This is a genomic window from Acidovorax sp., from assembly GCF_022763525.1.
Taxonomy (GTDB): Bacteria; Pseudomonadota; Gammaproteobacteria; order Burkholderiales; family Burkholderiaceae_C; genus Acidovorax.
On sequence record NZ_JALEGG010000166.1, the window covers coordinates 1 to 23,479 of the forward strand.

At 67.7% G+C, this 23,479-nt stretch carries 16 protein-coding genes; 7 read left to right on the forward strand and 9 right to left on the reverse strand.

Annotated features, from left to right (window positions below; translation table 11 throughout):
• The 5 genes from MRY84_RS12850 to MRY84_RS12870 all read right to left on the reverse strand — a co-directional run.
• A partial coding sequence (locus MRY84_RS12850) for a DUF1631 family protein (protein ID WP_291506112.1) occupies positions 1 to 2,077 on the reverse strand: 2,077 nt, incomplete at its 3' end.
• Between the two features lie 17 nt (positions 2,078 to 2,094).
• A complete protein-coding gene (gene secF / locus MRY84_RS12855; RefSeq protein ID WP_291506113.1) occupies positions 2,095 to 3,045 on the reverse strand; it encodes a protein translocase subunit SecF in 951 nt (316 codons plus the stop codon).
• Positions 3,046 to 3,135: 90 nt separating this feature from the next.
• Entirely contained in the window at positions 3,136 to 5,019 is a 1,884-nt protein-coding gene (secD, locus tag MRY84_RS12860) for a protein translocase subunit SecD (RefSeq protein WP_291506114.1), read from the reverse strand.
• A 169-nt stretch (positions 5,020 to 5,188) separates the two neighbouring features.
• Entirely contained in the window at positions 5,189 to 5,524 is a 336-nt protein-coding gene (yajC, locus tag MRY84_RS12865; RefSeq protein ID WP_291506115.1) for a preprotein translocase subunit YajC, read from the reverse strand.
• Positions 5,525 to 5,820: 296 nt separating this feature from the next.
• Positions 5,821 to 9,396: an indolepyruvate ferredoxin oxidoreductase family protein gene (locus MRY84_RS12870; protein WP_291506116.1), complete on the reverse strand. Its 3,576-nt coding sequence runs from the start codon at positions 9,394 to 9,396 to the stop codon at positions 5,821 to 5,823.
• A 188-nt stretch (positions 9,397 to 9,584) separates the two neighbouring features.
• Here MRY84_RS12870 and MRY84_RS12875 point away from each other — a divergent pair, with 188 nt between their 5' ends.
• The 5 genes from MRY84_RS12875 (at position 9,585) to MRY84_RS12895 (ending at position 17,300) form a co-directional block, all read left to right on the forward strand.
• Entirely contained in the window at positions 9,585 to 10,070 is a 486-nt protein-coding gene (locus MRY84_RS12875) for an Lrp/AsnC family transcriptional regulator (protein WP_291506117.1), read from the forward strand.
• Positions 10,071 to 10,456: 386 nt separating this feature from the next.
• Positions 10,457 to 13,429 (forward strand): DUF2339 domain-containing protein, encoded by a 2,973-nt coding sequence (locus MRY84_RS12880; protein WP_291506118.1) that lies wholly within the window; start codon positions 10,457 to 10,459, stop codon positions 13,427 to 13,429.
• Positions 13,426 to 14,910, forward strand: coding sequence for a DUF3999 domain-containing protein (locus MRY84_RS12885; protein WP_291506119.1), 1,485 nt, complete (start codon positions 13,426 to 13,428; stop codon positions 14,908 to 14,910). The genes MRY84_RS12880 and MRY84_RS12885 overlap by 4 nt, the downstream gene beginning before the upstream one ends.
• 100 nt (positions 14,911 to 15,010) lie before the next feature.
• Positions 15,011 to 16,768, forward strand: coding sequence for an MFS transporter (locus tag MRY84_RS12890; RefSeq protein WP_291506120.1), 1,758 nt, complete (start codon positions 15,011 to 15,013; stop codon positions 16,766 to 16,768).
• An 85-nt stretch (positions 16,769 to 16,853) separates the two neighbouring features.
• On the forward strand, positions 16,854 to 17,300 hold the full coding sequence (locus MRY84_RS12895) for a hypothetical protein (RefSeq protein ID WP_291506121.1): 447 nt from the start codon (positions 16,854 to 16,856) through the stop codon (positions 17,298 to 17,300).
• Positions 17,301 to 17,389: 89 nt separating this feature from the next.
• On the opposite strand, the gene MRY84_RS12900 is transcribed toward MRY84_RS12895, so the two are convergent.
• On the reverse strand, positions 17,390 to 18,619 hold the full coding sequence (locus tag MRY84_RS12900) for an MltA domain-containing protein (protein WP_291506126.1): 1,230 nt from the start codon (positions 18,617 to 18,619) through the stop codon (positions 17,390 to 17,392).
• On the opposite strand from MRY84_RS12900, the gene MRY84_RS12905 reads away from it, so the two are divergent.
• Both MRY84_RS12905 and MRY84_RS12910 read left to right on the forward strand, forming a co-directional pair.
• Entirely contained in the window at positions 18,552 to 18,728 is a 177-nt protein-coding gene (locus MRY84_RS12905; protein WP_291506122.1) for a hypothetical protein, read from the forward strand. The genes MRY84_RS12900 and MRY84_RS12905 overlap by 68 nt on opposite strands.
• A 202-nt stretch (positions 18,729 to 18,930) precedes the next feature.
• Positions 18,931 to 19,578 (forward strand): OmpA family protein, encoded by a 648-nt coding sequence (locus MRY84_RS12910; RefSeq protein WP_291506123.1) that lies wholly within the window; start codon positions 18,931 to 18,933, stop codon positions 19,576 to 19,578.
• Positions 19,579 to 19,778: 200 nt separating this feature from the next.
• On the opposite strand, the gene MRY84_RS12915 is transcribed toward MRY84_RS12910, so the two are convergent.
• The 3 genes from MRY84_RS12915 to MRY84_RS12925 all read right to left on the reverse strand — a co-directional run bounded on the left by MRY84_RS12915 (position 19,779) and on the right by MRY84_RS12925 (position 23,406).
• A complete protein-coding gene (locus MRY84_RS12915) occupies positions 19,779 to 20,408 on the reverse strand; it encodes a response regulator (RefSeq protein WP_291506124.1) in 630 nt (209 codons plus the stop codon).
• Between the two features lie 36 nt (positions 20,409 to 20,444).
• Positions 20,445 to 22,511 (reverse strand): PAS domain S-box protein, encoded by a 2,067-nt coding sequence (locus tag MRY84_RS12920; protein ID WP_291506125.1) that lies wholly within the window; start codon positions 22,509 to 22,511, stop codon positions 20,445 to 20,447.
• 76 nt (positions 22,512 to 22,587) lie between these two features.
• Positions 22,588 to 23,406, reverse strand: coding sequence for a carbon-nitrogen hydrolase family protein (locus tag MRY84_RS12925; protein ID WP_291506127.1), 819 nt, complete (start codon positions 23,404 to 23,406; stop codon positions 22,588 to 22,590).
• Between the last annotated feature and the right edge of the window lie 73 nt (positions 23,407 to 23,479).

Sequence of the window (23,479 nt, forward strand, 5' to 3'; positions counted from 1 at the left end):
CGTGGATGGACGAAGCGTCGATCCCCAGCATCATTTCGATGTTTTCGGCGTTCAGAGGCATCTCGCCCAGCGCGGCATCGCCAATGAAATCCTCCAGGTTGGCCAGCCGCTTGGCCATGGCATCGATGTGGGCCTGGGGAATGGACGCCGTCTTGGACAGGAAGGCGTCGGCCAATGTATCGGTGAGGACCTTGATCTGTGCGTCCTGCGCTTCGCCGTTCACCCCCATCAGGGCCAGCCCCTGGCGCAAGCGCTGCAAGAGGCCCGGCAGGTTCTGGATGACCTGAGCTCGGTCGCTGCGATTGGGCTTGGCGCTGGCTGCCCACACCAGGTCAGCGGCGGTGCGCTTGAGGGCCACGGTATCCGCATGCTGCGGGCCATCGCGCACCGCGGACAACGCCAACACCTCCGCCCAGGTCTTGAACAGGAATTCGCGGATTTCTTCGCGCACCGGCATCTCGCGCAGCATGGTGCGCAGTTCGATGGTGTACTGAATGGCCAGCGTTTCCTTCTGCTCAACCTGCTGGGCCACCGTGACCAGGCGGGAGGTGGCCTGTTTCTCGGTCAGGAACTTGGACAGGAATTTCTCGAACTCGTCGTAGACCAGCTGGAACACGCGGCGCCCGGTTTCGGGGTATTGCTCGATCACTTGCACCACGCGGCGGATCTCGGCTTCCAGCGCACTGCCATTGATGCTGGTGGCGTCAAAGCCCATCACGCAGGCCCCCATGCGGTCGATCAGCTGGCGCGCGGGGTGGTCGACATTGCTGAAAAACTCGGGCTCTGCCAGCGCCACGCGCAGCACGGGCACCTGAAGCCGCGCAAACCAGACACGCACGGCAGGCGGGATGCGGTCCTCGGCAAGAATGCTCTGGAACATCAGCGCCACCACCTCAATGATGGCTTTTTCGCCGGCCGTGGACGCCTTTTTCTTGAACTCGGTCGAACGCTCACGCACGGCGCCCGCCAGCTGAACCACCGCCGCGGGGCTGTAGTCCTCCACAAGCGTGGCGACACCGCTGTAATAGGTGTCGGCATGCACGCGGTGCGCCGTGAGAGCGTGGGCCAGGGCGGCAGACGCCGGAGGGGCGTTGACCATGTCGAACCCGGTGGCAGGTTGGGTAAGAAGCCGGCGCAACTGCCCCATCACGCCCTGGGCACGCTGGCGAGCCCGCGCCAGCGGGGTCATGCCGGTAGCGAACCCTGTGGGAAATCCACCCTGCTGGGGATAGCCCGGAGGAACCATGCGGGACGGATGGGCCGCCATAGGCCGCCCGCCTTGCGCAGCGGCCATGCCTGCCCGGGCTGCGGACATGGCATCGCGCGTTTGCGCCAGCGCCTGGGATGCCAGCCCCGTTGCGTTGGGAGCGGCGCCGCCCGCCGCGCTCGCGCCAGAACCGGCAGTCACGGTGCCACCGGATGTACGCCGCACGCGGGACTTCAGGTCAGCCTGGGGCGTGACCCCTTGCTCCACGTAGAACACATTGACGGCCTGGTACTGCTTCTGGAGCAAATTGGCCAGCTCGCGCTGCAGCGGATCCACCACCGTCTGGAGGTCGGTGCGCGGCAACCCCGCTTCGACCCACTGCTCCACCAAGCGCAGACAGACAGCTTCGGGACGCAGGATGTCGGTGCTGTCCAGCTCCTGGCCTTCCAGCGATTGCGTGCGCTGGCGCAGCGTATCGAACTGGGGGCTGACCTGCTCGCTCACAGTGAGGGCCATGCGGGATGCGAGGATCTTGTTCTCCACCACATCGTCGCTCAGCAGCTCGAATTGCAGCCCCGGGCCGTTGGTCGCGAGCGCTCCTGCGGTACTGCTGCTATGGGGTGCCAGCGCGTTGCGCCAGGCATTGGCGGTGCGCTCTGTCCATGCCGCATGCTTTTGCTGGTAGACCATCCAGGCATCGCGGTGAGCCTGCATCTCCCTCGCCGTGCCCGTCTGGGTCATCAGCGTGGTGAAAAAATCCAGGACCGTCTTGTCCAGTTCCGGCAGCCCTGCGCAAATCCCCTCTACGAACCGCTGGCGCGCTTGGCGTGCCAGGCGGCGCTGCGGAACGGAGGAGGGGGTGGGCTGCATGGGCTGATATTAGCGGGTCAGACGGTGGCTCCGGCATGGGGATCGTTCGGATCCCCTTCCTTCTTGGCTGGCTTGACGAGATCTTCGCGCTTGACGCCGAGCCACATGGCAATGGCCGCGGCCACGAACACGGAAGAGTAGATACCGAACAGGATACCGATGGTCAGTGCCAGCGCAAAGTAGTGCAGGCTGGGGCCACCAAAGAAGAACATGGACAGCACCATGGCCTCGGTGGAGGCGTGGGTGATGATCGTGCGGCTCATCGTGCTGGTGATGGCATGGTCGATGACCTCGTGCGTGGTCATCTTGCGGTACTTGCGGAAGGCTTCGCGGATCCGGTCGAAGATCACCACCGATTCGTTCACCGAGTAGCCCAGCACGGCCAGCACGCCGGCCAGCACCGACAGCGAGAACTCCCACTGGAAGAACGCGAAGAAGCCCAGGATGATCACCACGTCGTGCAAGTTCGCGATGATGGCCGCCACGCCGAACTTCCACTCGAAGCGGAAAGCCAGGTAGATCACGATGCCAACCACCACCATGGCCAGCGCCATGAGGCCGCCGTGCACCAGTTCCTCACCCACCTGCGGGCCGACGAATTCGGTGCGCCGCAGCGTCACTTCAGGGTCGGCGGCCTTCAGCGCGCCCAGCACCTGCTCGCTTTGCTGCGCCGACGTCACGCCCTTCTGCACAGGCAGGCGGATCATGACGTCCCGCGCCGTGCCGAAGTTCTGCACCTGCACATCGGGGTAGCCCAGCCCGGTCACGGTCTCGCGCACCTTGGCGAGTTCAGCAGGCTGGGTGTAGGCCACTTCCATCACCGTGCCGCCAGTGAACTCCACCGACAGGTGCAATCCGCGCGTGATGAGGAAAAACACGGCGAGTGCAAAGGTGATGAAGGAGATCGCGTTGAACACCAACGCGTGCTTCATGAAGGGGATGTCTTTTCTGATTCGGAAAAATTCCATGGCGTCTTATCCTTGTGCTGGAATGACCGGGACCACCGCACGTGACGGCGTCACTGGGGCTGGCACCCGGAATTCCATGGTCTGCATCCCTTAGTTCGTCTTGGCCACGGCGGTGTCGGGCTCTGGTTTCCACACGGTGCCGATCGACACGCTCTTGAGCTTCTTCTTGCGGCCGTACCACAGGTTCACGAGGCCGCGCGAGAAGAACACGGCAGAGAACATGCTGGTGAGGATGCCGATGCAGTGCACGACGGCAAAGCCGCGCACCGGGCCGGAGCCGAAGGCCAGCAACGCCAGGCCCGCGATCAGCGTCGTGACGTTGGAGTCGAGAATCGTCGCCCAGGCACGCTCATAGCCTGCATGGATGGCCGCTTGTGGCGACACGCCCGAGCGAAGCTCCTCGCGGATGCGCTCATTGATCAGCACGTTCGAGTCAATGGCGACGCCGATGGCCAATGCCATGGCGGCGATGCCAGGCAAGGTGAGGGTTGCCTGCAGCATCGACAGGATGGACACCAGCAACAGCACGTTCACCGCCAGCGCGATGCTGGAGAACACGCCGAACAGCATGTAATACACACACATGAAGACGGCGATGGCCGCGAGGCCCCAGACCACGCTGTTGATGCCGCGCTCGATGTTGTCGGCACCCAGGCTGGGGCCGATGGTGTATTCCTCGATGATTTCCATAGGCGCAGCCAGCGAACCGGCGCGCAGCAGCAGGGCGGTGTCGTTGGCTTCGGCCGTGGTCATGCGGCCGGAGATCTGCACCCGGCCGCCACCGATCTCGCTGCGGATCACGGGGGCCGTCACCACCTCGCCCTTGCCCTTTTCAAAGAGGACGATCGCCATGCGCTTGCCCACGTTCTCGCGCGTGATGTCCTTGAAGATGCGCGAGCCCTTGGCGTCCAGCGTGAGGTTCACGGTGGGCTCCTGCGTCTGGCCGTCAAAGCCGGGCTGGGCGTCGGTCAGGTTCTCGCCGGTCAGGATGACCTGCTTCTTCACGATCACGGGCTGGCCGCTGCGCTCCAGATAGCGTTCGGAGCCGAAGGGCACGGGGCCGCGGCCGGTTTCGGCGGCGCGGGCTTCGGTGCCCTCGTCCACCATGCGCACCTCCAGCGTGGCCGTGCGCCCCAGGATGTCCTTGGCCTTAGCCGTGTCCTGCACGCCGGGCAGCTGCACCACGATGCGGTCCAGCCCTTGCTGCTGGATCACGGGCTCGGCCACGCCGAGTTCATTGATCCGGTTGTGCAGCGTGACCATGTTCTGCTTGAGCGCCTGCTCCTGCACCTTGCGCGTAGCCTCGGGCTTGATGGCAACGCGCAGCTTGAATTCACTGCCTTCCGGCGCGACGGTGGCCACGAGGTCCGGGAACTGATCGGCAATCAGGTTACGGGCGGCCGTCATCGTGGCCTCGTCACGGATCCTGATGTCGATCGCCTGGCCGTCGCGGGTAATGCCGCCGTGGCGGATGCTCTTGTCCCGCAGTGCCGTGCGGATGTCGCCGGCATACGATTCGGCCTTCTTGGTGAGCGCCGCTTGCATGTCCACCTGCAGCATGAAGTGCACGCCACCACGCAGGTCCAGGCCCAGGTACATCGGGTTGGCGTGCAACGCCTTGAGCCACAGAGGCGAGCGCGACACCAGATTCAGCGCCACGATATAGGACGGGTCGTTGGCATCGGGTACCAGCGCCTTTTGCAGCGCATCTTTGGCCTTCAGCTGGTTGTCGGGCGTATCGAAGCGCGCACGCACCGAATTGCCCTCGAGCGCCACGAAGTCGGGCGTGACGCCCGCAGCCTTGAGCGCCTCTTCCACCCGCTCCTGCAGGGCAGCGTCCACCTTCATGGTGGCCTTGGCGGACGACACCTGTACCGCAGGCGCTTCGCCGAAAAAGTTGGGCAGGGTGTACAAAGCCCCCACCAGCAGCACGATCACCAGGATCGCGTACTTCCAGACCGGATAACGGTTCATGATCGCGCTCTTACCTCAGTATTTCAGGCGCTACGTGCGCCGATCCCCTCATGCCAGCGGACGCCGTGGAACTGGCTCTGCCAGGGCACGGGCGTCGCCCCCTTCCCGGCACGCGCAGCACGACGAGCCAAGGGGGAAGCGGCACAGCCGCTCAGGGGGTTGTTCCTCTTCACTTCACCGTGCCCTTGGGAAGCACTTGCACCACGGCGCTGCGCTGGATCTGCACTTCCACATTGTTGGCAATTTCGACGTGCAGGAAGCCTTCCGACAGGCGGGTGACCTTGCCGACGATGCCGCCAGCCGTGGCCACTTCGTCGCCCTTGGCCAGCGCGTCGATCATGGCGCGGTGCTCTTTCTGGCGCTTCATCTGGGGCCGGATCATGACGAAGTACAGCACCACGAACATCAGCACCAGCGGCAGCATGCCGGTGAGCGTGGACATCATGTCGCCGCCACCAGCGGCAGCAGCGGGTGCGGTTTGGGCAAAAGCAGAAGAAATAAACACGGGTGGAACTCCACAACGGATGGGCAAGATACACAAAAAACCGCCAGCGGCAGGCGCATGGGCGCCCGCCAGGCGGAACAGGGCATTGTATGCGGCGCCCTGTCAACGTCCCAAGGGGCGAAAACCCAAGGGGGCGCGGGTGTTTGCCGCAGGGCTGGCACGCCAGCACCCTGCGCAGACTTAGAGCCAAATTGACCTCTAGCGCCCGTCCAACAAGCGCGACAAGCTATCTAATTAATAGCAAAAGGCCTGCGCCATGCGCAGGCCTTGGGTGCATACGGGGGACGCAGGCGTCTTCACGCCGCCTGACGCCGCGCCTGGGCGGCAGGGCCACCGCGCCACTGGGCCATCAGGCCATCCCATTTCGGGCGCGCCACGTTCAGGTGGCGCTCCTTCACATGGCCGTAGCCGCGGATCTCTTCGGGGATGCGGGCGATCTCCACGGCCAGGGCCAGGTTGTCGGCAGTCAGGCCGGCCAGCAGCTCCTCGATGCAGGCGCGGTACTGGGCGATCAGGGCTCGTTCCATGCGGCGCTCCTCGGTCTTGCCGAACACATCTAGCGCCGTGCCGCGCAAGCCCTTCATCTTGGCCAGCAGGCCGAACGCGCTGCGCATCCACGGGCCGAAGGGCTGCTTGATCAGCTCGCCCTTGTCGTTCTTCCTGGCCGTCAGAGGCGGGGCCAGGTGATGGACCAGCTTGTAGTCGCCTTCGAACATGCCCGCAATCTTGTCCGTGAAGGCTTTGTCGGTGTGCAGGCGCGCCACCTCGTACTCGTCCTTGTAGGCCATGAGCTTGAACAGGTAGCGGGCCACGGCCTCGGAGAGCTTGGTGCTGGTCCCCAGCTTGGCTTCTGCCGCCTTCACCTTCTCGACAAAGGCCTGGTACTCGGCGGCATAGGCCGTGTTCTGGTAACCGGTGAGGAACTCCACGCGCTTGGCGACCATTTCGGTCAGCGAAGGCTTCTTCATGAACTGGATCACCTGCGCGGCCTGGAAGAGCGCCTGCACGGCCGCCAGATCGTGCGCGCAGCGGCGGCCCCATTCGAACGCAGCCTTGTTGTTGTCCACCTGCACGCCGTTGAGCTCCATCGCGCGCATCAGCGATGCGTAGGTCAGCGGCACGCGGCCCTTTTGCCAGGCGTAGCCCAGCATCAGCGGGTTGGTGTAGATGCTGTCGCCCAGGAGCTGCGTGGCGACCTGCTCGGCGTCAAAGCTGCCCACGCCGCCCGCGCCCACGGCGGTGGCGATGGCGCTGTCGCAGTTGGCGCCCGGGAACTGCCAGTCGGGGTTGTTCACGAACGACGCCGTGGGCGTGCTGTGCGTGTTCAGCGCCACGAAGGTGCGGCCCGGCTGCATCACGGCCAGCGTGTACTTGTGCGCGGCCACGATGGCGTCGCAGCCGATCACGAGGTCGGCCTTGGCGGTGTCGACCTTGGTGGTGTAGATGGCCTCGGGCCGGTTGGCGATCTGGATGTGGCTCCAGGTGGCGCCGCCCTTTTGCGCCAGGCCCCCGGCGTCCTGCGTGATCACGCCCTTGCCGTCCAGGTGCGCGGCCATGCCCAGCAGCGAGCCGATGGTGATCACGCCCGTGCCGCCCACCCCGCCGACCACGATGCCCCAGGCGGTTTCGGCCACCGGCAGCACGGGTTCAGGGATGGAGGGCAGCGCCGACAGGTCGCCCTTCTTTTCCTTCTTGGGCTTCTTGAGCTTGCCGCCTTCCACCGTCACAAAGCTCGGGCAGAAGCCGTTCACGCAGGAGTAATCCTTGTTGCAGGTGCTCTGGTTGATGCGGCGCTTGCGGCCGAATTCCGTCTCCACCGGCTCCACGCTCAGGCAATTGGACTTGGTCGAGCAGTCGCCGCAGCCCTCGCACACCAGCTCGTTGATGACCACGGTCTTGTCGGGCGTGGCCAACGTGCCGCGCTTGCGGCGGCGGCGCTTTTCGGTGGCGCAGGTCTGGTCGTAGATGATGACCGTGGTGCCGTGGATTTCGCGGAACTCGCGCTGGATGCGGTCCAGCTCGTCACGGTGGTGCACCGTCACGCCGTCCGCCAGCGCCACGCCGTCGTACTTGAACGGCTCGTCCGTCACGATCACGAGCTTGGCCACGCCTTCGGACTTCAGGCTGTTCATGATCTGCAGCACAGAGTGGCCCTCGGGCCGTTCGCCCACGGTCTGGCCGCCGGTCATCGCCACGGCGTCGTTGTAGAGCACCTTGTAGGTGATGTTGGTACCCGCCGCGATGCTCTGGCGAATGGCCAGGATGCCGCTGTGGAAGTAAGTGCCGTCGCCCAGGTTGGCAAAGATGTGGGGCTCGGTGGTGAAGGGCTGCTGGCCCACCCAGGTCACGCCCTCGCCGCCCATCTGGGTGAAGGTGCTGGTGCGGCGGTCGGGCATCCAGTTGACCATGTAGTGGCAGCCGATGCCGGCCACGGCGCGCGAGCCTTCGGGCACGCGGGTGCTGGTGTTGTGCGGGCAGCCGCTGCAGAACCAGGGGGTCCGGTCGCCCGTGTCCACCTTCAGCTCGGCCATGCCGCGCTCGGCGGCCTCGATGACGGCCAGGCGCGCATCCATGCGGGCAATGACGTCGCCGGGAACGCCCAGCTTCTTCAGGCGCTTGGCGATCGCCTTGGCGATGATGGCCGGCGTGAGGTCTGCCTTGGCGCGCAGCAGCCAGTTCTGGCTGGGGTTGGGCATGCTCCACTCGCCGCCCGTCGCATCGCCCTCGGGCTCGTCGAACTTGCCCAGCACATTGGGGCGCACATCGGGGCGCCAGTTGTACAGCTCTTCCTTGAGCTGGTACTCGATGACCTGACGCTTTTCTTCCACCACCAGGATCTCTTGCAGGCCCTGGGCAAAGTCGCGCGTGATGGTGGCTTCGAGCGGCCACACCACGTTGACCTTGTGCACGCGGATGCCCAGCGCACGGCAGGTGTCGTCATCCAGGCCCAGGTCCACCAGGGCTTGGCGCATGTCGTTGTAGGCCTTGCCGCTGGCGATGATGCCGAAGCGGTCCTGCGGGCCTTGCACCACGTTGTAGTTGAGCTTGTTGGCGCGGATGTACGCCAGGGCCGCGTACCACTTGTAGTCCATGAGGCGCGCTTCCTGCTCCAGCGGCGCGTCGGGCCAGCGGATGTGCAGGCCGCCGGGCGGCATCACAAAGTCCTCGGGCAGGATGATCTTCACGCGGTCGGGGTCGATGTTGATGCTGCTGGAGGACTCCACCACCTCCTGGATGGTCTTCATGCCCGACCACACGCCGGAGAAGCGGCTCATGGCAAAAGCGTGCAGGCCCATGTCCAGGATCTCCTGCACGCTGCTCGGGAAGAACACCGGCGTGCCGCAGGCCTTGAAGATGTGGTCGCTCTGGTGGGCGGCCGTGCTGCTCTTGCTGATGTGGTCGTCGCCCGCGATGGCGATCACGCCGCCGTGCTTGGCGGTGCCCGCCATGTTGGCGTGCTTGAACACGTCGGAGCAGCGGTCCACGCCCGGCCCCTTGCCGTACCAGATGCCGAAGACGCCGTCGTACTTCTTCTTCTCGGGGTAGAGGTCCAGCTGCTGCGTGCCCCACACGGCCGTGGCACCCAGCTCCTCGTTCACGCCGGGCTGAAAGACGATGTGGTTGGCCGCCAGGTGCTTCTTGGCCGCCCACAGGGCCTGGTCATACGTGCCCAGCGGGGAGCCCCGGTAGCCGCTGATGAAACCTGCCGTGTTCAGCCCGGCCACCGCGTCGCGCTGGCGCTGCAGCATGGGCAGGCGCACCAGGGCCTGCACGCCGCTCATAAAAGCACGGCCACTATTGAGTGCGTATTTGTCGTCGAGCGTGACGGTCTCTAGGGCCTTGCGGATGTGTTCGGGCAGCGGTGCATTCATGGCTATGTCTCCAATGGCTTTTTTGTGGGGCCGCGCCTTGTGGGCACGGTGGGGCAGCACAACGCGGCCCGTTTAGGGCTGCGGCACTAGTGTGGGAGAAGTGTATGTCTGCACCGCTGATATGTCTTTGCGTTCTGTGCCGTGTTTAGGCTATTCTGAGAAAGGATCTTTCTCAATTTGGCCGCTTTGTGAACACTCTCGACAAATTCGATATCGCCATCCTTAACGAGCTGCAGGCTGACGCCCGCCTGACGAATGCCGAGCTGGCCCAGCGCGTGGGCCTGTCGGCCGCGCCCTGCTGGCGCCGCGTGCGGGCGCTGGAAGAGCAAGGCTTCATCAAGGGCTACCGCGCCGAGATCGACCGGCACAAGATCGGCCTGGGGGTGCTGGCCTTTGTGCGGCTCGATGCCGACCGCAGCACCGGCAACCTCACACGCAAGATGGAGGAAGCCATTCGCCAGATCCCCGAGGTCGTGTCGTGCCACTACATCAGCGGCACCGGCACCTTCGAACTGCAGGTGGTGGCGCGCGACCTGGACAGCTTCTCGCAGTTCGCGCGCGACGTGCTGCTGAACCTGCCCAACGTGAAAGACATGCACACCAGCTTCTCGCTGGGCGAGGTGAAGGCCAGCGCGGCATTGCCCCTCACGCACCTGGCGCGGGTCAAAGGATGATTGCTATTTTATTGATAGCTATTGGCGCTTGACGGAAGAGCGGAAGAGCCGGTTTGGACCTGAAATCCGGATAGAACGGGCATCTACCCCGAAGCGAGGGGCGCCATGTCGCCGGATGCGCGGCAAGGTAACAAGGCGTTAGGGCATGGTTCCTGCGCAGGGTGTGCTGTATAAGCCTGCGGAACCACAGCGGGGCTGCCAAGCTGCCGCACGCACTCTCTCCGCCACGCGCCTGCAAGGCCCTGCACCTCGCGTCCCTGACCGGGGTGTTGGTTTGCAAGGTGGCTGCGCGAGCGGTTGCCGGTGGGTCTACCAATACGACGGCTTCCTTCGCGCACAGCCCCAGGGCCTGCCGACCGGAGCCTAATAAAGAGGGCGAGGGCGGCATGATCATCTGGGGCATTTTCTGGGGCGCGGTGCTGGGCTCGTGGTTCGGCGGCTACGGCGACTTCGGGCCGTTTGTGGGCGGCATTCTGGGCTTTTTCGCCGGGCTGTCGCTGCGCTGGGCGATCCGCTCGGCCATCCGCACCGAGCTGCAGGCGCACGCCGCCAGAGCCACCGCCCAGCCCGCGCGGGCACCGCAGGCCGCGCCGGTTGCCGAAGACCGGCCTGTGGCGGCCGCGCCTGTGCCACACGCACCCCCTCCACGGCCCACCACCAGCGACGATCCCCGGGATGTGGACGACACTTTCTGGACCGGCGAACTCACGCCCCAAGGCCTGCCGCGTATCCCGGAGTTGGCCACGGCGTCGGCCCCGGTGGCCGCCCGCACGGATGCGCCTGCCGCGCCCTTTGAGCCCCGCAAGATTGCCCAGCCCGCGCAGCCCAACCCCGTCGAGCTGGCCGTGCTCGCGGCCAAGAACTGGCTCCTGGGCGGCAACACCATCGTGCGCGTGGGCCTGGTGATCCTGTTCATCGGCCTGTCCTTCCTTGCGCGCTACGCCGCCTCGGCCGGGCTGCTGCCGGTCGAGTTCCGCCTGGCGGCGGTTGCAGCGATGGGCATTGCGCTGCTGGGGGTGGGGTTCCGCAAGCGCACCGACAAACCCGGCTTTGCGCTGGCCCTGCAGGGCGGCGGCGTGGCGGTGATGTACCTCACCGTGTTTGCGGCCTTCCGGCTCTATGGGCTGCTGCCGCCGTTCTGGGCCTTCGGGCTGATGATCGCGGTCTGCGCGGCCAGCTGTGCGCTGGCGCTGCTGCAGGATTCGCGCGCGCTCGCGGTGGCGGCGTTCGCCGGGGGCTTTGCGGCGCCCATCCTGCTGTCCACCGGCCAGGGCAGCCACGTGGGCCTGTTCAGCTACTACACCCTGCTGAACCTGGCGATTCTCTTCATCGCCCACAAGCGCTCCTGGCGCGTGCTCAACGTGGTGGGTTTTGTCGCCACCTTTGGCGTGGCCACGGCCTGGGGGGCGCTCAAATATGTACCCGATCACTACGCCAGCACGCAGCCCTTCCTCGCGGGCTTTGTGCTGATCTACCTATTCACCGCCATCCTCTACGCCCGCAACACGCCGACGAAGCTGGGCAAGACGGTGGACAGCATGCTGGTCTTCGGCACGCCGCTGGTGGGCTTTGGCCTGCAGGCCGGGCTGGTGCAGCCGTTTGAGCTGGGCGCGGCCTTCTCGGCACTGGCCTTTGCTGCGGTCTACCTGCTGACCGCGACCATGCTGGCGCGCCGCACGCAAGCGAGCTGGCGCCTGCTCACCGAGTGTTTTATCGCCATCGGCGTGGGTTTTGCCACGCTGGCCGTGCCGCTGGCGCTGGATGCGCAGTGGACCTCGGCAGTGTGGGCGCTCGAAGGCGCGGGCGCCTTCTGGGTCGGCATGCGTCAGGCGCGCTGGATGCCGCGTGCCTTTGGCCTGGTGCTGCAGGTCGTGGCCATGCTGGCGTTCATGGGTGGCGTGGACAGCGGGGGCCTGCAGGTCGCGCCCCTGCCGCTGGCCAACCCGGCCTTCCTGGGTGCGATGCTGATTGCGCTGCCCGCGCTGCTGCTGGCCTGGTGGCTGCGCCAGCCGCTGCCCCACAGCGGTTCAGCCTGGGCCCAGGGCTATGCCAGGGTGGAGGTGCTGTTGCCCAACCCGGCCTACCTCTACGGCTTTGTCTTCTGGTGCCTGGCCTGGTGGCTGGAGATCACGCGGCGTGTGCCCGGCCTGGAGCAGGGCCAGTGGCCCGTCCCGGTGTTCTCGGACCGCGTTGCCGAACTGCTGGGCATGCTGGCCGTGGTGCTCAGTGCGGCCCTGTCGATGCTGCTCGGCCTGCGCACGCGCTGGGCCGTGGCCACTTGGCCCGCGCGCGCCACCATCGGCGTGCTGGCGCTGGGGTTCGTGGCGCAGGTGGTGGACGGCCACCGTGTGTTGAGCACCCCCGCCTGGGCCGTGTGGCCCCTCGTGCTGGCGCTGCATGGGTGGATGCTGTGGCAGACCGATCGCTGGCAGGCGGCGGGCACTGAGGGCCCGTCCGCCCACAGCGCGTCGCGCTTCGGCTGGTTCCACGCCGCCACGGCCTGGCTGGTGACCTTGCTGCTGGCCGACTGCCTCTGGTCCGGCATTGGCAAGGCCGAGCTGTGGCGCACCTCGTGGGCCGGTGTGGTCCTGCTGGTCAGCGCGATTGCGGTGCTGATGCTGCTCGCGGTCTGGGCGGGCCGTGGCAACCTGCCTGCGGCACGCGCGGCGCTGCGCTGGCCGCTGAACCCGCATGCCGAGGCCTACTACTGGCTGGCCGCCCTGCCCTTGGCGCTGCTGGTGTTCGGGGGCGCGCTGCTGGCCGCCGTGCATTCGTCGGGCCACACGGCGCCGCTGCCCTACATCCCGCTGCTCAACCCCACCGACCTGACCCTGGCGCTCGCGCTGGGCGGCCTGGTGTTCTGGCGGCGCGTGCTGCTTGCAGCGCTGCCGCCCCCGGCCCGCTCGGGCGGGGTCACCGGGCGCCATGCGCTGGTGGCCTTGGCGCTGCTCGCGTTCATCGTGATCAACACCGTGTGGCTGCGCGTGGCCCACCACTTCTTCGGCGTGCGCTGGGACGCCTCGGCGCTGTTCAACAGCTTTGTGGTGCAGACCGGCTACGCCATCCTGTGGACGCTGCTGGCGCTCAGCCTGATGGTGCTGGCACACCGCCGCGTGCAGCGGCCGCTGTGGCTGGTGGGCGCGGGCCTGCTGGGCGTGGTGGTGGTCAAGCTGCTGCTGATCGATCTGTCCAACGCGGGGGGGGCCGAACGCATCATTGCCTTCATCGCCGTGGGTGTGCTGATGCTGGTGGTGGGCTACTTTGCGCCTCTACCTCCGAAGTCGCCACCCAAGGCAGCCGCCCCTGCGGAGCCTGCTGCGCCACCGCTGGCGCCATCGCAACCAGAAACACTGCCATGAAGAAGCCTGTCGCCCTGAACCTGCCCCTGGTGCTGGCCGCAGCCGCCCTGTCCCTGTGCGCCGGTGTGGCCCAGGCGGCGGCCGATGCCAGCAGCCCTGCGGCCTACGCCATCCGCATCCCCGTCACGCTCGCGGCCGATGCGCCGCTGCAGCGCGTGATGCTGCCCGCCGAGGTGCTGGTGCGCCTGCAAAGCCCGGGCTATGCCGATGTGCGCCTCTTCAACGGCGCGGGCCAGCCCGTGCCGATGGCCCTGGCCGGTGTGGCGGCGGCCAGCGCGCCCGAGGAATCGGTGACCTTGACCGCCTATCCCATCCTGGGCGCCGCGAGCACTGGCACGGCCGGGCTGGAAGGCCTGTCGCTGCGCATCGAGGAGCGCCAGGGCCAGCGTGTGGTGCAGATCGACACCGCCGCCACGACCACCACGGCAGGCCCCGCCACTCCGCAAGCCGTGCGCGGCGCGCTGCTCGACGCGCGGAATGTGCAGCTGCCCGTGGCCCGCATGGCCCTGGACGTGGATCTGCCTGCGGGCCAGCCCGTGACGTTCCGGGTGCAGGCCAGCAAGGACCTCAAACATTGGCAGCCACTGGCCGAGACCGTGCTTTACCGTGCCGACGCTGCAGCGGCGCCCACTGCACCAGGCCGCCTGGGCAACGAGCAGATCGACCTGCAGCGCGCCGACCTGAAGGGCCACTACCTGCGCGTGACCTGGGGCGACGCTGCCGTGACCCTGCGTGGCGCCACGCTGGCTACCTCGTCCAAAACGGGCCCTCGCGAGCGCGTCAGCGCCAGCATGGCCGCGCCCGCCCTGGCCAACCCGCGCGAGCTAGTGTTGGCGCTGCCGTTTGCCACGCCGGTCGCCGCGCTCGCCATCACGCCGCCCGGCAGCAATGTGCTGATTCCGGTGCGCGTGCTGGGCCGCAACCACCGCGAGCAGCCTTGGTCGCCACTGGCCAGTGCCGTGGTCTACAAGATGGCAACCGGCGGCAAGGAACAGGCCAGCGGGCCCGTGGAGCTGGGCAGCATCTCAGTGCGCGAGATCAAGATCGAAGCCGACCCCAAGACCCCCGGTTTTGCTGCCGCGCCCGCTTTGGCGCTGCAGTTCGAGCCCGCGCAGCTGGTGTTCTTGGCCAGCGGACAGGGGCCCTTCACGCTGGCGGCAGGGCTGCCCGGGGCCACGGCGGCGGCCAGCGCCTTCCTGCCCCTGGCCAGCCTGGTGCCGGGCTACCAGCCCGCGCAGGAGAACCAGCTGCCCGTGGCGCTGGCCGATGTGGCCCGGGCCGACATCACCGGCGGCAAGCCCGCAGACGGCGCGCAGGTGCCCGCTGCGGCGGCCAGCGGCGGTATCTCCACGCGCAGCGCCGTGTTGTGGGGCGTGCTGCTGGCGGGCGTGGCGGCACTCGGGCTCATGGCCTGGCTGCTGCTGCGGCAAACCAAAGAGGCGGACGCTCAGGCCCTGGCTGCGCCGACCGATGCCCCATGACGAAGCGCGGCGCCGGTGATGGCCCGTTTGGCGCAGGCCGCAGCGGGCTATTTGACGCTGAGCCACCACGGCCGCGCCAACCGTCGCACAATGCGCAGACATGCCGCCATTGCCGTCCCACGAAAGCACGCGCAGCGTTGCGCCCCCGCCCTCCCCTGATGCCCCGGACTTGAGCCCGGGCGCCCCGCCGCAAAGCGATGCGGCTGCAGACCGTGCCGCGCGTGCGGATCTGGCGCATGGCACCGAAGAGTCCGTCGCCGCCCAGTTGGGGGACAGCGCGGCGCTGAACCAGGCGGCTTCGCTCTCACCGTTTGCGCCCTTGTCGGTGCCCGTGTTCCGCATGCTCTGGCTCACCTGGGTGGCGGCCAACACCTGCATGTGGATGAACGACGTGGCGGCCGCCTGGCTCATGACCACGCTCACTACCTCGCCCGTGCTGGTGGCGCTGGTGCAGACCGCTTCCACGCTGCCGGTGTTCCTGCTCGGCCTGCCCAGCGGTGCGCTGGCCGACATCCTGGACCGGCGCCGTTACTTCATCGCCACGCAGTTCTGGGTGGCTGCCGTGGCGCTGGTGCTGTGTGTGGCCATCCTGGCCGGGGGCATGACGGCGCCGCTGCTGCTGGCGCTGACCTTTGCCAACGGCATTGGCCTGGCCATGCGCTGGCCGGTGTTTGCGGCCATCGTGCCCGAGCTGGTCAGCCGCCCGCAGCTGCCCGCCGCGCTGGCACTCAACGGGGTGGCCATGAACGCCTCGCGCATCATCGGCCCTCTGCTGGCGGGCGCCATCATCGCCAGCGCGGGCAGTGCCTGGGTGTTTGTGCTCAACGCCGTGCTGTCCCTCATTTCCGGCTTCACCATCATGCGCTGGAAGCGGGTGCACACGCCCAGCCCGCTGGGGCGCGAAAAGCTGACCAGCGCCATGCGCGTGGGCCTGCAGTTTGTGCGCCAGTCGCCGCGCATGCGGGCTGTGCTGTGGCGCATCTCCATCTTCTTTCTGCACGCCACCGCGCTGCTGGCCCTGCTGCCGCTGCTCGCCAAGGGGCTCGAAGGCGGCGGCGCGGGCACCTTCACATTGCTGCTGGCCAGCATGGGCGCGGGCGCCATCACGGCGGCCATGTTCCTGCCGCGCCTGCGCCAGGCCATGGCGCGCGATGTGCTGGTGATACGCGGCACGGCGCTGCAGGCCGCCGCCACGGGCGTGATGGCCGTGGCGCCCAATGTGTACGTGGCCGTGCCCGCGATGTTCGTGGCGGGCATGGCGTGGATCACCACGGCCAACTCGCTGTCGGTATCTGCCCAGCTCGCGCTGCCCAACTGGGTGCGGGCGCGCGGCATGTCCATCTACCAGATGTCCATCATGGGCGCCACCGCGCTGGGCGCCGCCGTGTGGGGCCAGGTGGCCACGGTCACCGATGTGCATGTGAGCCTGGGCATTGCCGCCGCCACCGGCGTGGTGGCCATGCTGCTGGTGCAGCGCCTGGTGGCCGACCGCAGCATGGAGGAGGACCTGAGCCCCTCGCGCGCCTTCAAGGCGCCCGTGGCCGAGTCCCCGCCGCAAGCAGGCCATGTGGTGGTCACCATCGAGTACTTCATCGACCCGGCCCGCGCCCCTGAATTCCGCGCCGTGATGCAGGAAAGCCGCAGGAGCCGGCTGCGCCAGGGCGCGTTGGGCTGGCAACTGCTGCATGACATCAGCCAGCCTGCGCGGTATGTGGAGCGCATCGAAGATGAGTCGTGGACCGAGCACTTGCGGCGGTTTGACCGAGTGACCGCCTCGGACGTGGCGTTGCGCGACCGCAAGCTGGCGTTCCATGTGGCGGATGCGCCGCCGCGGGTGACGCGATGGGCGGTGGAGTAGCCCCGGCCCCTGCACACGGGCGCTTCGCCTACCATCGCAACCTCCCCAGCCTGAAAGCGCCCCGTCGCGGGCTTGCCCACCCTGCATGCCGATTTCCCTGCGTTTTGCCCTCCTCGCCTTTGCGGCGGCGGCCTCCCTCACCCACGCCGCCGCGCCCGACCCCGCCTTGCTCGGCTGCTGGCGCGCCGCCAAGATCGTGCTGACCACCCCCGATGGAGAGAAGGCCGAAGACATCTCGGGCCGCTGCACCTTGCAGTTCAAGGACGAGCAGTTCGAATCCACGTGCAAGACGTCGTCCAACGGTGTGGCCACAACCACCTACCGCTACCGCATCGTGCGCCCGCAGGTCTATGCGGCCACCATGGCCGGCAGCACCTTCAAGACCGAGATGGTCGGCACGACGCGCGAGTACGAGTACCACGTGGAGGGGGATCGCCTGCGCACGGTCACGGTGCCGCCCCCGAAGGTGTCGGTGGCCGCGACCACTGCGAGCCGGGTGGAAACCGAGGCAAGCCGGGCGGCGTGCCCTTGAGGTTTGGCGAACGACGCTACGGCTTTACTACATTTTTTGTAGCTGCCAGCGCTTTCCTGGAAAGCGCTGGATCCCGAAAACACTAAGATTCACTGCCGGGGCCACAGCGCCCACAGCCGCAGGGTCTGCTTCAGCCGGCCCGCAATGTCGCCCGCCTCCGGACCCCAGCCTGTGAAGAAGTCCGCGCGCACGGCCCCCAGGATGGCACTGCCCGTGTCCTGGGCCAGCACCATGCGGCTGAGCTGCACCTGCGGCCCGCTGGAGGCAAGCCACACCGGCGTGCCGTACGGGATGCTCTGGCGGTCCACCGCGATGGACCGGCCGGGCGTGAGCGGCACGCCCTGGGCGCCCTTGGGGCCGAATTCGGCGTCCAGTCCGGAAAGGGGTTCCTCGCGGAAGAACACATAGCGCGGGTTGGTCCACATCAGCTCGTTGGTGCGCTGCGGGTTGGCCGCCAGCCAGGCGCGGATGCCGGGCCAGGTGGCGTCGCGTGTGTAGCCCTGATCGAGCAGCCAGCGGCCAATGCTGCCGTAGGGCTGGTCGTTGGTACCCGCATAGGCCACGCGCACCAGCGATACCGACCCGTCGGCCTCCGTGATGCGCAGGCGGCCCGAGCCCTGGATGTGCAGCACCATCGATTCGACGGGGTCGCGCAGCCAGGCGATGGCACGGCCGGCCAGCGCCGCCTGGGCTTCGGGGAGCGTTTCGATTTGCTGGCGCGTGTACCAGGGCTTGCGCGCACCCAGCATCGCGGGCGGGCGGTAGACGGGGATGGTGAAGCCATTGCCCGGCTGGCGCGCGCCTTCCATCATGGGTTCATAGTAGGCAGTGAGCAGCCCCTCCGGATTGCCATCGAGCGACTCGATGCGGTAGGGCTGCAGGCGGGCGATGAGCCAGGCGCGCTGCTCGTCGGCCGTGGCAATGCTCAGCTGGCGCACCTCGCCGCACAGCGCGGTGAACGGGGGCTGGGGGCGTTCGCAACTCTTGATCCAGGCATTCCAGGCTTCGTGCAGCGCGTCCTGTGTGAAGCCGGGCAACTCGGCCCAGCGCACGGGGATCCAGCGGCTCTTGGCTTGTGCCATCGGCGGCGGGAGCGGGCCGGTATCACCGGGCAGCACGACGGCGCCGGTCGAGGGCAGCGGGGGCGGCATCACCCCCGGGCGAGAGGGGCTTGGGGCGGGGGGGGTGGAGCAGGCGGCCAGCGTTCCTACAATCAGCGCCGTTCCCACAGCGCGCAGGAGTGTCAATTTCATGGGTCTGATTTTGCTTGAAGCGCTGCTGGCGCTGGTCCTGCTGGTGGGCATCGTGTGGTGGACGATGTTTTCGGGGCGAAAGCACGGCGAACTGCAGCAACCGCCCGCCTCCAGCCCTTGCGGCGACCCCCAGGATCCGCCTTCACCTCCTGCGCCGCCGGCACCTTCGCCGTAACCGCGCGCTACGGGGTCTGGTCAGGCACTGTCCTACACCCAGCGTGCTGCTGCGCCGATGGCGCCGCATCCCCCGAATGCGCACGATGGGCGGCAGTTGGGCGAGGCGCCAGCAACGCTCTGAAGAGAGCCTTCGCCACAAGCCGGGAAACCCTGGTCATCGCCGCCGCCCAGCTCTTTGCAATTTTTTGAAGGAGCACCGCATGCGCAAACACATTCTTCTGGGCACCGCCGCCGTGATCGTTCTGGCCACCGGCTGCGCCGGTATGGACGATACCCAGCGCCGCACCGCCACGGGCGCGGGCGTGGGGGCCGTGGCAGGCGCCGTGATCGGATCGGCCACCGGCGGCAGCGCCGGCACGGGTGCCGTGGTGGGCGCGGGTGTGGGCGCTCTGGGCACCTACATCTGGTCGCAGAACATGGAGCGCCAGAAGCGCGAGATGGAGCGCGCCACCCAGGGCACCGGCGTGGCCGTGACGCAGACGGCCGACAACCGGCTCATGCTCAACATTCCCAGCGACATCTCGTTCGCCGTGGGCCGTTCGGACATCCAGCCCAACTTTGCGCCCGTGCTGGACCAGTTCGCCGCCGGCCTGCGCAACAACCCCGACGCCGAGGTGCGCATCGTGGGCCACACCGACAGCACGGGCAGCGATGCCATCAACAACCCGCTGTCGGTGGACCGCGCCGCCAGCACGCGCAGCTACCTGGTGTCGCGCGGTGTGGACGGGCGCCGCATCGCCATCGATGGCATGGGCTCGCGCTACCCCATTGCCAGCAACGACACCAATGACGGACGCGCCCGCAACCGCCGGGTGGAGATCTTCGTGGGCGAACGGCCGCGGGGATAAAACTCCTGCGCCTTAGGATGCCGTGAACTTGGGCTGCGTGGTGAGCAATCCAGCCCGCGCTGCCGACAGATCGGCCGGCACCCACCCCATGACAAACCCTTCGGGCTGCGCCTGTCGAAGCCCTGCGCAGCGCTTGCACAGCGCTCAGCGTGAACGGCTCACGCCGAGGGGGACGGCCGTCGCGTCGCTTGCCACCGCGCCTACTTGCCTGTCCTCAAAAGGTTGGCCAGTTCCACGGCCGACTTCACCTGCATCTTGTCGAACACGCGCGAGCGGTGGACCTCCACCGTCCGCACGCTGATGTCCAGCTGGTCGGCAATCAGCTTGTTGGGCAGGCCGGCCACCACCAGGTCCATCACGTCACGTTCGCGGTCCGTGAGGTCGCCGAGGCGCACCTGCAGGTCGCTGCGCTCGCGCAATTGCGCCAGGCTTTCTGCGGACCGGGCCAGCGCCTGTTCGACGCGATCCACCAGCGCATTGTCGGAAAACGGTTTTTCGCAGAAATCGAATGCACCGCGCTTGACCGTGTCCACGGCTGTCGGCACATCGGCATGCCCGGTGAGAAAGATCACCGGCATCGTGGCCAGATCGCCCCGCACGGCCAGCAGGTCGAACAGCGCGAGCCCGCTCATGCCGGGCATGCGCACGTCCAGCAGCAGGCAGCAGGGCTGGCGTTGCGCCGGGCGGCGCTGGAGCATGGCGTCAAATGCCTCGGCGCTGTCAAACGACTCGCTCAGCAACCTGCGCGAGCGCAAAAGCCAAGCCAGTGCCTCCCGCACGCTGGCGTCGTCGTCCACGATGTACACGGTGGCGTTGGTGATGGGCTCCATATCGGTTCAGTGTTGTACGTTGCGCCGCGCGGTCGTTCAAGGCGTGATGGGGTTGGAAGAAGCCACGGGCAAGGTGAAGGTAAACACGGTACCACGCGGCTCCCGAGGGGTGAACCCGAGAAAACCTCCGTGCTGCTCGATCACCGTGCGGCACATGCTCAAGCCCAGCCCCATGCCCTCGCGGCGCGTGGTGAAGAACGGCGTGAACAGCCGCTCCGCGACTTCGGCGGGAATGCCTGTGCCCACGTCGCCCACCGCAAACTCCACCCAGCCACTGTGCTGGTTCGAGGCGGCGCGCCGCGCGCGGATCTCCAGCACGCGCCGGGGAATGGACGGGTCGTCCATGGCCTGCATGGCATTGCGCGCCAAGTTGAGCAGCACCTGCTCCACCATCGTGCGGTCGCACAGCACCGGCGGGAGGCTGGACTCGACGGACGTCTCCACGCGCACGCCCAGCTTGCGGGCCTGCAGGCTCACCAGCGGCAGGATGGCGTCAAGCAACTGCTGCGCATGGACGGCCTCGCGAGCCTGGTCGCGCCGGCGCACGAAGTCGTGGACGCTTTTGATGACCTTGCCCGCCCGCTCGGCCTGGCGCGCGATCTGCTGCATGGCCATGCGCACGTCCTGCAACTGCTCGGACTGGGCGGCCGTGGCGGCGGGGGCATCGCCAGCCGGTGCGAGAGGCGGCGCCTCCAGCAGATTGATGGAGCCGGTGGCATAGCTGGAGATGGCGGCCAGCGGCTGGTTGAGCTCGTGGCTGAGCAGCGAGGCCATTTCGCCCACGGTGGCAAGCCGGGCGGTGGCCTGCAGGCGCTCCTGCGAGGCACGCGAGAGCTCTTCCACTCGGCGCTGCTCGCTGATGTCGAGGAATGCACTCATCCAACCCGTGTGCAGGCCCTGCGCGTTGATGAGCGGTGCCTCGATGATGAGCACTGGGAAGCGCGTGCCGTCCTTGCGCATGAATTCCGACTCGAAACCTTCGCGCGGGGGCATGGTGCCCGCAAAGCGGGTGGCCTGTCGCTGGCGGTATTCCTCCACCCGCTCAGGCGGCCAGTAGGGGGCGTTCACGCTCTGGCCCAGCAGCTCCTGCGCGCTGAAGCCCACCATGTCGCAAAACGCAGGGTTGACGTAGGTGATGCGCCCCTGCAGGTCGCGGGCGCGCAGACCGGTGACCAGCGAGTCCTCCATGGCCTTGCGGAAGGCGAGCGCATCGGCCAGGTCGCGCTCGGCGCGCAGGCGCCGGCGGTTGTCGCGCACCAGCACCACCATGACCGTGATCAGGGCGATCGACATGGCCGTGACCAGCGCCGTGAGCACGTTCGGAAAGACGCTCGGGGCCGTGTGCCACGAGTCCATGCGCAGCACCAGGGTGGTACCCGGCAGGTCCAGCAGCTGCTTTGCCGTGAACATGCGCGAGCCCCGGCGCGAAGCGCCCAGCACCGCCAGCCGGGTTCCGTCCGCTTCGGTGAACGAGGCTTCCTGGCTGCGCGTGAGCGTCGGTGCCACGAGGTTGACCAACACGTCCCGCAGCGAATACGTGGCCACGAGAAAGCCCGTGGTGCGCCCTCCGGCGCTCAAGGGCATGCACAGCTCCATCATCTCCGAGCCCAACCCGTCGCCGTGCGGCTGGAAGTAGCTGGTGGAGTACGCCGGGCTGCTCATGCGGCGCGCCGTGGCGCAGGCCAGGGCGGCGTCGGACTGGCTGCCCTCGCGCAGCCGGGCGTCCCACGCCACGGGGCGGTAGGGCGACTGTGCGTAGTTGCGCACCCGCAGTTGTGCATCGCGCCACTCGAGGCGCACCAGCTCCCGCCGGTTGCGCAGCAGCTCGGCGGCATCGACCTCCCAAGCCAGGTCGCCGGGCTCGCTCGCGTGCAGGGCCTGGAGGCTCTGGAGATTGCGGGTCAGCGCGACGCGGATGTCCGCCACGGCATCGGCCGTATCGCGTTCCAGCAAGGTCTGCACCTGGCTGGCCTCATAGCGCCCAGCGAGCCACACCATAGTGCCCAGCATGGCGACCACCAGTACCACCAGCAGCGTCCACAGCGACCAGCGGCGCCATGCGCCCCGCCAGCGCCTGACGAGGGTGTGGAGGCTGAACTTCATTCCTGGCACCTTTTGCCGCCCCGGCCAGGCCCGGCGTGCCCAAGAGCCTGCTCACGATCTCCCAGGGGATGCGGCCTCATGGCAACACGCGGTGCGACAGGGCGGGCAGTTGCAGGCGCACGGCGCGCAGCCGCTCCGGATCGATCTCGCCGCTGACCACGCCCGCACTCTCGTCCTGCTGGGCCAGGATGGTCCCCCAGGGGTCCACCAGCATGCTGTGGCCCCAGGTGCGGCGCCCGTTTTCGTGCACGCCGCCTTGCGCGGGTGCGAGCACGTAGGCCAGGTTTTCCACGGCGCGCGCGCGCAGCAGCACCTCCCAGTGCGCCCGGCCGGTGGTGTGCGTGAAGGCACTGGGCACCAGCAGCAGGTCGGCACCGGCCCTGGCATGCGCGCGGTACAGCTCCGGAAAACGCAGGTCGTAGCACACCGACAACCCCACGCGCCAGCGGTGGCCGCTGCGCGAAGGCAGGTCGAACTGCACGGGCACATCGCCCGCCTCGATCACCCGGCCCTCGTGAAACTGCTCGCGTCCGTTGTCGAAGTAGAACAGGTGGATCTTGTCGTATCGGGCCACGCATTCACCGCCGGGATTGAACACCAGGGTGGTGTTGCGCACGCGCTCAGGCGCGGTAGCCGCCAGGGGCAGGGTGCCGCCCACCACCCACATCTGCAGCTCGCGCGCCGCACGCGCCAGGAACTGCTGCATCCGGCCTTCGCCCGGCGTCTCGCGCAGGGCGAGCTTGTCGGTGTCCTGGTGGCCCATCACACAGAAATATTCGGGCAACACGGCCAGCTCGGCCCCGCCCTGCGCGGCCTGCTCCAGCAAAGCGCGCGCGTCGCGCAGGTTGTCGTCGGGGCGGGTGCAGGACACCATCTGGATCGCGGCAACTTTCATCTTCATGGCGGGTCTCCGGCTTGTGACGGGCTGGTGCGGGGCGCAGCTTCGGTGGCCGGCGCAGCGGCGCGGC

Excerpts from the sequence above, each read along its gene's own strand:
- MRY84_RS12895 (WP_291506121.1), top strand. The coding sequence starts at position 16,854 with ATGCCGATTTCCCTGCGTTTTGCCCTCCTCGCCTTTGCGGCGGCGGCC.
- MRY84_RS12870 (WP_291506116.1), bottom strand. The coding sequence starts at position 9,396 with ATGAATGCACCGCTGCCCGAACACATCCGCAAGGCCCTAGAGACCGTC.
- MRY84_RS12920 (WP_291506125.1), bottom strand. The coding sequence starts at position 22,511 with ATGAAGTTCAGCCTCCACACCCTCGTCAGGCGCTGGCGGGGCGCATGG.
- MRY84_RS12910 (WP_291506123.1), top strand. The coding sequence starts at position 18,931 with ATGCGCAAACACATTCTTCTGGGCACCGCCGCCGTGATCGTTCTGGCC.
- MRY84_RS12915 (WP_291506124.1), bottom strand. The coding sequence starts at position 20,408 with ATGGAGCCCATCACCAACGCCACCGTGTACATCGTGGACGACGACGCC.
- MRY84_RS12925 (WP_291506127.1), bottom strand. The coding sequence starts at position 23,406 with ATGAAAGTTGCCGCGATCCAGATGGTGTCCTGCACCCGCCCCGACGAC.
- MRY84_RS12905 (WP_291506122.1), top strand. The coding sequence starts at position 18,552 with ATGGGTCTGATTTTGCTTGAAGCGCTGCTGGCGCTGGTCCTGCTGGTG.
- MRY84_RS12880 (WP_291506118.1), top strand. The coding sequence starts at position 10,457 with ATGATCATCTGGGGCATTTTCTGGGGCGCGGTGCTGGGCTCGTGGTTC.
- MRY84_RS12890 (WP_291506120.1), top strand. The coding sequence starts at position 15,011 with ATGCCGCCATTGCCGTCCCACGAAAGCACGCGCAGCGTTGCGCCCCCG.
- secF (WP_291506113.1), bottom strand. The coding sequence starts at position 3,045 with ATGGAATTTTTCCGAATCAGAAAAGACATCCCCTTCATGAAGCACGCG.
- secD (WP_291506114.1), bottom strand. The coding sequence starts at position 5,019 with ATGAACCGTTATCCGGTCTGGAAGTACGCGATCCTGGTGATCGTGCTG.
- MRY84_RS12885 (WP_291506119.1), top strand. The coding sequence starts at position 13,426 with ATGAAGAAGCCTGTCGCCCTGAACCTGCCCCTGGTGCTGGCCGCAGCC.